This window comes from Streptomyces sp. YS-3 (assembly GCF_045257485.1).
In the GTDB taxonomy this organism is placed as follows: Bacteria; Actinomycetota; Actinomycetes; order Streptomycetales; family Streptomycetaceae; genus Streptomyces.
Genome location: NZ_JBJHPC010000296.1, coordinates 1 through 8,855, shown reverse-complemented (window position 1 = coordinate 8,855; position 8,855 = coordinate 1). Strand labels below are relative to the sequence as shown.

Annotated in this window: 7 protein-coding genes and 1 pseudogene; 5 read left to right on the top strand and 3 right to left on the bottom strand. The window is 71.8% G+C overall.

Going from position 1 to position 8,855, the window contains the following annotated elements:
- A pseudogene (locus ACJA3G_RS22510) lies at positions 1–1,147 on the bottom strand (hypothetical protein); the annotation flags it as partial.
- A gap of 402 nt (positions 1,148–1,549) precedes the next feature.
- Here ACJA3G_RS22510 and ACJA3G_RS22505 point away from each other — a divergent pair.
- The 3 genes from ACJA3G_RS22505 to ACJA3G_RS22495 all read left to right on the top strand — a co-directional run bounded on the left by ACJA3G_RS22505 (position 1,550) and on the right by ACJA3G_RS22495 (position 3,897).
- The gene (locus ACJA3G_RS22505; RefSeq protein WP_406554833.1) at positions 1,550–2,296 is read left to right on the top strand and encodes a GPP34 family phosphoprotein; all 747 of its coding nucleotides are present in this window, start codon (positions 1,550–1,552) and stop codon (positions 2,294–2,296) included.
- A gap of 322 nt (positions 2,297–2,618) precedes the next feature.
- A complete protein-coding gene (locus ACJA3G_RS22500) occupies positions 2,619–3,476 on the top strand; it encodes a helix-turn-helix domain-containing protein (RefSeq protein WP_406554832.1) in 858 nt (285 codons plus the stop codon).
- 211 nt (positions 3,477–3,687) lie between these two features.
- A complete protein-coding gene (locus tag ACJA3G_RS22495; protein WP_406554831.1) occupies positions 3,688–3,897 on the top strand; it encodes a DUF397 domain-containing protein in 210 nt (69 codons plus the stop codon).
- A gap of 97 nt (positions 3,898–3,994) precedes the next feature.
- On the opposite strand, the gene ACJA3G_RS22490 is transcribed toward ACJA3G_RS22495, so the two are convergent.
- Positions 3,995–4,837 carry a hypothetical protein gene (locus ACJA3G_RS22490; protein ID WP_406554830.1) on the bottom strand — a complete coding sequence of 281 codons (843 nt, stop codon included), beginning with the start codon at positions 4,835–4,837 and terminating at the stop codon, positions 3,995–3,997.
- A gap of 81 nt (positions 4,838–4,918) precedes the next feature.
- Here ACJA3G_RS22490 and ACJA3G_RS22485 point away from each other — a divergent pair, with 81 nt between their 5' ends.
- Positions 4,919–5,701, top strand: a complete 783-nt coding sequence (locus ACJA3G_RS22485; protein WP_406554829.1) for an SDR family oxidoreductase — start codon at positions 4,919–4,921, stop codon at positions 5,699–5,701.
- A 334-nt stretch (positions 5,702–6,035) separates the two neighbouring features.
- Complete coding sequence (locus ACJA3G_RS22480; protein WP_406554828.1) at positions 6,036–7,625, top strand: sodium:solute symporter family protein; 1,590 nt, start codon at positions 6,036–6,038, stop codon at positions 7,623–7,625.
- A 13-nt stretch (positions 7,626–7,638) separates the two neighbouring features.
- Here ACJA3G_RS22480 and ACJA3G_RS22475 read toward each other — a convergent pair whose 3' ends face one another.
- Complete coding sequence (locus ACJA3G_RS22475) at positions 7,639–8,754, bottom strand: ADP-ribosylglycohydrolase family protein (RefSeq protein ID WP_406554827.1); 1,116 nt, start codon at positions 8,752–8,754, stop codon at positions 7,639–7,641.
- Positions 8,755–8,855: the final 101 nt, after the last annotated feature.

The window sequence follows — 8,855 nt, the reverse complement described above, 5'->3', positions numbered from 1 at the left end:
CAGCCGACCACCGCCATCCGGCGGCCGGGCGTACGTCGTCGGAGCGCAGCGGTACGAACGTGCTGGCCCGCTCGGCCGTGGACTCGGCCGCGCCGCCCGGCCGCCGGATGGCGGTGGTCGGCTGGTCCACCACGGGCGGCTTGACGGCCTTGAAAACGGCGGTGGGCTGATCGACACCGGCGTCGGCCCGCGCGCCCGCGCCCGCGCCTGCGGCACTGGGCTTGGCACCCCAGGAGGCGGACCGGCCCCGGGGGCCGGACTCGTCACCGTCGGAGACGGGCTGGGCGGTGGTGGCCGTGGCGGCGTCGGCCTTGGCATCGCCGGTCGGCTTCGCGTCGCCGGTCGGCTTCGCGTCGGTGGTCCGCTTCGCCTCGGGCTTCACCTCGGCGGTCCGCTTCGGCTCGGCCGTGGCATCGCCGGTCGGCTGCGCGTCAGCGGTCGGCTTCGCCTCGGACCTGGCATCGCCGGTCCGCTTCGCGTCCGCCGTGGCATCGCCCGTCGACTTCGGGTCGCCGGTCCGCTTCGCCTCGGCCTCGGCGGACGGCTCGTCGGTGTCAGAGGCCTCGGCGGCCCCCTGGACGGGCCAGTCGGCGGCCTCGCGGGGCGCCTTGGCCGCAGTCTTGCCCGCGCCCTTGTCCGCGTCCTTGTCCGCGTCCTCGGCGTCTGCCTTGCCGTCCGCCTTCTCGGCGGCCCGGTCGTCACGGGACGCCGGAGCGGCCCCGGCGTCGGCCTCCGGGGCCCCGGGAGCGTCCCCGGCGGCCTCGGCGGCCTTGTCCGGCCCGGTGGCCGGGGTCGCCTTCGGCGCGGGCGCACTCTCCCGTACGGGCGTGGCCCCCTCGGCGGGCTCCTCGCCCGGGCCCTCCGCGCCCGCACCGGCCGGCTCGTCGGCGGTACCGGCGGCATAGGGGTCGTCGTCCGTCGCCACCCACGCCGCCACGGCCGCCCGCAGGCGGGTGTCGCGGGACTCGGGGTCCGCCGGGCGCGGGGCGCGGAAGACCGCGGTCGCCTGGTCCACGGGGGCGGAACCACCGTCCGTGGCCCGATCGGCACCGGCACCCTCGCCCGAGCCGTTCACGGCCGCGCTCGCGGAACCCTTCACGGAGCCGTTGGCCGGACCGGCCGCGGCCCCCTTCACGGCACCCTTCACGGAGCCCTCCGCCGAACCCTTCGCGGAACCGTTCGCCGAACCAGCCCTGGAGCCGTTCGCGGAACCCTCGCGCTCCGGTGCGGAACCGGATGCGGCCCCGGGACCGTCATCCGGTCCGAACACCGCCACACGGGGATCGCGTTCGCTCGAAGTCGTCTCCCCCGACGACTGCTGCTGCTTCGACCTGTCGGGGGACTCGCCCGCCACCGATGCCTCCTCCCGGCGCCCCGGGGCGCCGTCCGAACCTGTCCGAACCATCTACCAGTGTCCTGTGTGCGGGGTTGACCCCCGTGCTAGACGAGAACGACATACCTGTCGGTTCCCGTACGTACCGGCCAGGCGCTCTCGACAGATGAATGTGAGAGGGGTCACCCTGTCATTCATCCACGCGGGGAGGCATGGATGGGCAGGAGCCGCAGAACAATTCCGGAGGAGCTTCTGCTGCTCGCTCTGGACCCGGCCACGGGTACCACAGCGCAGCCGCAGTCGCTCGACCTCGGCCTCGCCGGAGCCCAGCTAGTGGAGCTGGCTCTGGCAGGACGGATAGCCCCAGACGGGGATCGTATCGCCGTGGTGATGGCACGGCCGACAGGAGATCCGACACTGGACTCCGCACTGGAACTGCTGCGCAGGCGCGGCAGTCCGGTCCGGGCCGTCCACTGGATCGGCGGGCCCCGGCTGGGGCTGCGCCAGATTTACCTCGCGCACCTGGAGCGGTGCGGCATGGTCCATGCCGTGGCGGGCCAGATGTGCGGGGTGCTGCCGACGACTCGCTACCAGGCGACGGACACGGCGATCAGCCGGGACATCAGGGCCCGGCTGGACAGTGCGATCCGCACCGGCGTACCGCCGGACCCGCGGACCGCGGCGCTCGCCGCGCTGGCCCACGCGGTCGGACTCGGCAAGCACCTGTACCCCGGCAACGAGGGGCGTTCATCGCGCTCCCGCCTCCGGGATCTGATCAGGCACGACCCGATGGGCGGACTGGTGGCGCACGCCGTCATGGACGTCCAGAACGGAGTGGGCGCGCAACCGCGTCGCAGCGCCGGCGGTCCCGCCGCCGCGGCGGGCGCCCGCGCGACCGCGACCGCGCCCGGCGTCCCGATGCAGCCGCACCGCGGCAGCATGGCCCGCGCCGTGGCCCATTAGCGGCCCGCTCCGGCACCACCTCACGCACCACGGCACCACCGGCACGACCCGCACCACCCAGCACCAGGGCACCACCCCGCACCACCGCCGCACCGACGTCCCCCTCACGACCCGGTTCGGGAGTCGCGTCACGGGCGCGCGGGGCCGGCCTTCGCCGGTCCCGCGCGACTCGCTTCCGCCGAGGCCCGGCGCTCGTACCGCCGGTAGCGGGGACCCCACCGTGTGTGGCCATTTCCCAGCGCGGCCGGGAACTTTGGTGGCAGTCTGCTGAGCACAAGAGCAGAAGAGCAGCAGAAGTGCCGCAGCCGGAGGTGCAGTTCCCGTGGCGTCCAACGTCAATCCCACCGTCAGGCGACGCCGACTGGGCCAGGAGCTCCGTCGGCTCCGCGAGCTGAAGGGCATGACGGCCGAGGAGGTCGCCGAGCGCCTGCTGGTCTCCCAGTCGAAGATCAGCCGGCTGGAGAACGGCCGCCGCTCCATCAGCCAGCGCGACGTACGCGACCTGTGCGGGGTGTACGAGGTCGAGGACCACCGGATCGTCGACTCCCTGATGCAGATGGCCAAGGACTCCCGGCAGCAGGGCTGGTGGCACGCCTTCGGCGACATCCCGTACAGCGTCTACATCGGCCTGGAGACGGACGCGGCGAGCCTGCGCGTCTACGAGTCGCTGATCGTGCCCGGACTGCTCCAGACCCGGGAGTACGCGCAGGCGGTCATCGAGGGCATGTGGCCCGAGGCCGCCTCCAGCGACATCGACAAACGGATCCAGATCCGGCTCAAACGCCAGGACCGGCTCACCGACCCGTCCAACCCGCTGCGCTTCTGGGCGGTCATCGACGAGGCGCTGCTGCGGCGGGTGGTCGGCAACGAGCAGATCATGCGCGACCAGTTGCTGCACCTGGCGCACCTCAGCGAGCAGCCGCACGTGACGCTCCAGGTCCTGCCGTACGACGCGGGCGCGCATCCGGGGATGTACGGCAAGTTCGCCATCCTGGAGTTCCACGACGCCATGGACGCGAGCGTGGTCTATCTGGAGGGCGTCACCAGCGACCTGTATCTGGAGAAGGCCGCCGACGTACAGAGCTACACCGTGATGTACGAGCATCTGCGGGCCAAGGCGCTCAGCGCCGAGCACTCGCGGGACTTCATCCACCAGGTGGTGGACGGGTACTCGCTGTGAGCGAGTGACACCAGGGACGGCCGTGCCCATGGAGGCGGGCACCCTACACCTTGGTTTCCTCAACTGAGAAGGACCCAAGGGAATATGCCATCCGGACGGGTGAACGACCCCTGCGGCCGGTGATGTTGCGGCGTAGCGTCACACGCAGACCCGCTGGCCCTCAGCGGCCGGGCACATCACCCGGACAACCGGATCAAGCATCGGAGTCATCATGCGTGTTCAGCAGCCTGCACTGACGGACTGGACCAAGTCCTCGTACTCCGCCGTGAACGGCGACTGCGTGGAGATCAAGGCGGCGGATCGCTCGACCGTCTCCGTCCGCGACTCCAAGAACCCGCTCAACGGGAAGCTGGACTTCGCCCCGGAGACGTGGTCGGCCTTCCTCCAGGACGTCAACCGCACCTCCCCGCGTGGAGTCTGACCTTCACCGGCATCGCTCCACCGCGAAGTGAGCAAGGCCCTCTCGACTGGTCCGCCGTCCTGGCCGAGGGGGCTGGTTGCTGTCCGGGCCCACCCGCTCAGCGACGCAGCCGGTCGACATGGCGGTCGGTGCCCGGCACCGTGGGGATGAAGGGCGCGGCCAGCTCGACCCGCCCGAGCCCCGATCCGGCGACCACCGCCCCCAGGTCCGCGAAGTGCTCCTGCCACACCTCGCCCGGGTCCCGCTCCAGGAACCACAGCAGCGTCAGGCGCGTGCCGACCCCCTCGACCTGCTTGACGTAACTCATCCGGTCGCCGGGCAGCGGGGTCGGCCGGAAGACCGTCACCAGCGCGGCCGGGCCGCCCGCGAGCCGGCGCGGCAGATGCCGCGAGCGCAGCCACTCCACCAGCTCGGCGCGCTGCCCCGGGCTCCCGGAGTCGATCACCTGGAGGACCAGGCCCGCGTACGGGTGGTCCAGCGCGTGGTAGTCGCGCGGACCGGCCGCCCCGTCCCGGTAGACGGTCGCCTCGTGGTCCTGGAATGCGGTGAAGACGTGCGTACGGTCCTGGTAGACGCGGCCGTCCCGGTTGAGCCGCTTGTTGATGCCGACGGTCCACCTCATGTGGTCGTCGTAGCGGCCCTCGGTGATCCAGTACGTGGAGAGGTAGCACCCGGCGGTCACCGGCCGGGCGACCGCCGACTCCTCCGGGTAGCGCAGCTCCTGGAGCGCGCGGGTGGCCACCCAGCGCCGCCCGGCGAACATCCAGGGCATCGCCATGGCCCCGGCGTAGTAGTGGTCGTCCTCGTACCAGCGGTTGTAGGCGTACTCATGGCCCGGATGCGGCTCCACCATGGTGATCAGGGCGTGGCCGGGGTGCACCCCGTACGGCCCCACCGCCGCCAGCTCCGCGTACGTCTCGCTCCTGGTCTCCTCGCCCACCACGCTCCCCTTCCCTCCTGCCGCCGACCGCCCTACTCTGACGCTCCGTCAGAAGAACTGCCAGAGCCGGGAGGCGCCCAGATGTCGCTGAGCGGGAAGACGGTCGTCGTGTCCGGTGTCGGGGCGGGCCTGGGGCACCGGGTGGCCGAGACCGTCGTACAGGACGGCGGCAACGCGGTGCTCGGCGCGCGCACCGGGGAGAACCTGCTCAAGACGGCCCACGAGATCGACCCCGGGGGCGCGCACACCGCCTGGCGGCCCACCGACATCACCGTGGAGGCCCAGTGCGAGGCACTGGCCGCGCTGGCGCTGGAGCGGTTCGGCCGGATCGACGCGGTGGTCCATGTGGCCGCCTGGGACAGCTACTTCGGCGGGATCGAGGACGCGGACCTCACCACCTGGCAGGGCGTGCTCGACGTGAATCTGCTCGGCACCCTGCGGATGACCCGGGCGTGCCTGCCGGCCCTGAAGGAGCGCGGCGGCGCGGTGGTCGTCATCGGCACCCAGTCGGCGATCGCCGCCCCCTCCCAGGTGAGCCAGGCGGCGTACGCGGCGTCCAAGGGCGCGCTGACGTCCGCGATGTACTCCATGGCCCGGGAGTTCGGGCCGCACCGGATCCGGGTGAACACGGTCCTGCCGGGCTGGATGTGGGGGCCACCGGTACAGGCGTACGTCCGCTTCACCGCGCACACCGAGAAGGTGCCCGAAGCGGAGGTGCTGGGGCGGCTCACCGAGCGGATGGCACTGCCGGAGCTGGCGACGGACACGGACGTGGCGCAGGCCGTGGCCTTCCTGGCCTCGGACCGGGCCAGGGCGATCACCGGGCAGTCGCTGCTGGTGAACGCGGGCGAGATCATGCGCTAGCAGAACCAGGTGGACCCGCTCTCTCGGCCGCACGGGACCCGCATCCCGTGCGGCCGTTCGCGTAGGTACGCGTCTGACGAAGTGGCCCGTTCATGGTGGGGCGGACGCCCTCGGGGCGACAACCGTCGATTGAGTAAAGGCGAAGCAAAATCGTTCTGCTTCCTGATCTGTGTTCATATCCATGACCAACGGAAGTCTTGACCAGCCCTCCGAACAGGCGGTTCAATCCCCGGAAGTCCCCGCTCCCGCACGGGGCCCGCTGAGCCGGACGTACTGACGAAGAACACCGGCATACACCTCGACGTTCACAAGGCGGACCCCTCGGAGGGGACAAATGAACAGTCTCGACTGGGCCGTACTCATCGGCTACTTCGGCGTGATGGTCGCGATCGGCGTCTGGTCCCACAAGCGGGTGGACGACGTCTCGGACTTCTTCACCGCCGGGGGCCGGATGCCGTGGTGGCTCTCGGGCATCTCGCACCACATGTCCGGGTACAGCGCGGTGATGTTCACGGGATACGCGGGGATCGCCTACCGCTACGGCGTGACGTCCTTCGTCACCTGGTCCTTCCCCATCGCGGTGGGCATCGGCATCGGCGCCAAACTCTTCGCGCCCCGCCTCAACCGGCTGCGCTCCAAACTGCACGTGGCCTCGCCGCTCGAGTACCTCAAGAACCGCTACAACATCCCCACCCAGCTCGCCCTCGCCCTGTCCGGCATGCTGCTCAAGATCGTGGACGTGGGCGCCAAATGGGCCGCCATCGCCACCCTGCTGTCGGTCTTCACCGGGGTCACCCTCACCCAGGGCATCTTCATCACCGGCTGCATCACCGCCGTGTACTGCACGGTCGGCGGGCTGTGGGCGGACGCGCTCACCGAGCTCGGGCAGTTCGTCATCCAGCTGTGCGCCGGTGTCGCCATGCTGATCGCGACGATGGGCAAGCTCGGCGGGTTCAGCGCGCTGTGGACCGTGTGGGACAAGCTCCCCAGCGGCCACGCCGACCCCACCGCCGGGCCCTACACGGTGACGTTCCTGCTCGCGTTCCTCTTCATCAAGACCTTCGAGTACAACGGCGGCATGTGGAACCAGGCCCAGCGGTACATGGCCACCGACTCGGCCCGCTCCGCGACCCGTTCGGCCCGGCTCTCCGCGATCCTGTGGCTGGTCTGGCCGGCAGTCCTGTTCTTCCCCATGTGGTGCGCGCCGCTGCTGGTGCACGCCAAGAAGCCGGACGCCTCGGACTCGTACGCCCTGATGACCGAGAGCCTGCTGCCGCACGGACTGCTCGGCCTGGTCATCGTCGGCTTCTTCTCCCACACGATGGCCATGTGCTCCTCGGACGCCAACGCCATCTCCGCCGTCTTCACCCGGGACATCGCCCCGGCGCTCTCGCGGCGGGCGCGCGGCTGGGACTCACGGGCGGGGCTGCTGGCGGCGCGCCTGTCGACGCTGGTGTTCCTCGGCCTGTCGATGTCGATCGCCACCCAGGTCAACTCGCCCGCGTTCAAGGACATCATCACCGTGGTGATCAAGTGGGTGGCGGGTCTGATGGGCCCGATCGCGATCCCGTTCATGCTGGGCATGCTGCGCGCCTTCCGCAAGTCCGGCCCGACGGCGGCGCTCACCAGCTGGGCGGCTGGCCTGGTGACGTTCTTCCTGGTCAACTACAACCTGGACGGCTCCGACCGGACGGGCGTGGCGCTCCAGTACCAGGTGTCGGTGCCGCTGGCGGTCTCGCTGGTGCTGTACGTGGTGATCGGCCTGGTCCGGCCGGAGGACACCCCGGAGCGGGACGCGCTGCTGGCCCGGATCAACTCCGACGGCGACGGCGACGGCTCCGGGACGGGGACCGGCTCCGGAGCCGGCTCCGCGTCGGCGGCGGTCCCCGCGCAGACGGGGGAGGCGAAGGCGCTGGAGCTCTGAGGGCGGGCCGTTCCTAGGCGCGGGGGTAGCGGGCGAGCCAGCCCGGGGCGTTGATGCCCGGGCCGTGCAGGGCGGGCCCCTGGGTCATCTCCATCGCGAAGTCGTCGGCGAGTTCGAGGACGGTGGAGCGCCCTTCCAGGCCCGCGACCCAGCCCGGCGGGAGGGCGGTCTCGCCGTGCAGGGCGCCCAGGAGCGTGCCGCACAGGGTGCCGGTGGCGCCGGAGGGGCCGTCATGGTTGACGGCGAGCAGCAGGCCGTGGCGGATGTCCTCGCCGACCAGGGCGCAGTACACGGCGACGGCCAGCGCGTCCTGGGCGAGGTGTCCCTCGCCGAGCGAGGCCACCAGGTCCGGGCCGGGCATGCCCTGGCGTACGGCGCCCAGCGCGTTCTGGAGGGCGTCCGTGACGGGCTGGTGGCCCGGGCGCTGGGCGAGCAGACCGAGCGCCCGCCGGACGGCAGCGTCCAGCGACTCGCCCCGGGCGAGCCCGTGCACGACCACGGCGAAGGCCCCGGCCGAGAGGTACGCGGCGGGGTCGCCGTGGGTCTGGGCGGCGCACTCCACGGCGAGCTGGAGCACGAGCTGCGGCTCCCAGCCGACGAGCAGTCCGAAGGGGCCGGAGCGGGTGACGGCGGCGGCGTCGCGGGCGTCGGGGTTCTTGGGCCGGTCGAGGGTGCCCATGACGTCGTCGGCGAGCCCGAGCAGACACGGCCGGGTGGGGTCGCGCCTGCTGTACAGCCACTCCTCCGCGGCCAGCCACCCGTTGTCCGTACGCCGCTCGTCCGGCCCCCAGTCCCGCTGGGTGGCGCTCCAGCGCAGATACGCCCGGTGCACGTCGGTCGGGGGGTGCCAGGCGCCGGTGTCGCGGCGGACCTGGGCGCGGATGAGCCCGTCGACGGTGAAGAGGGTGAGCTGGGTGGCGGCGGTGATACGCCCCCCGGCAGCCGGGCCCGTGACGCCCCGCGGCCCGTACCGGGTGCGGATCGCGTCGAGGGTGAGGGGGGTGACCGGGGCGCCGAGCGCGTCGCCGATCGCACCACCGAGGAGGCTGCCGCGGACTCGGCTGCGGAAGTCCTGCTGCTCGGTGCGGCCCCATATGGAGGTGGTGGGTCCGGTGGCTGCTGCGGTCATGGCGCAGCACTGTAATTGATTGGGTGCGGGCGAATAAGACCGCGCGGGATCGGTCTGTGGCGGGATTTGATCCCTCTGGCCTGCGGGGGGCCCTCCGGGGG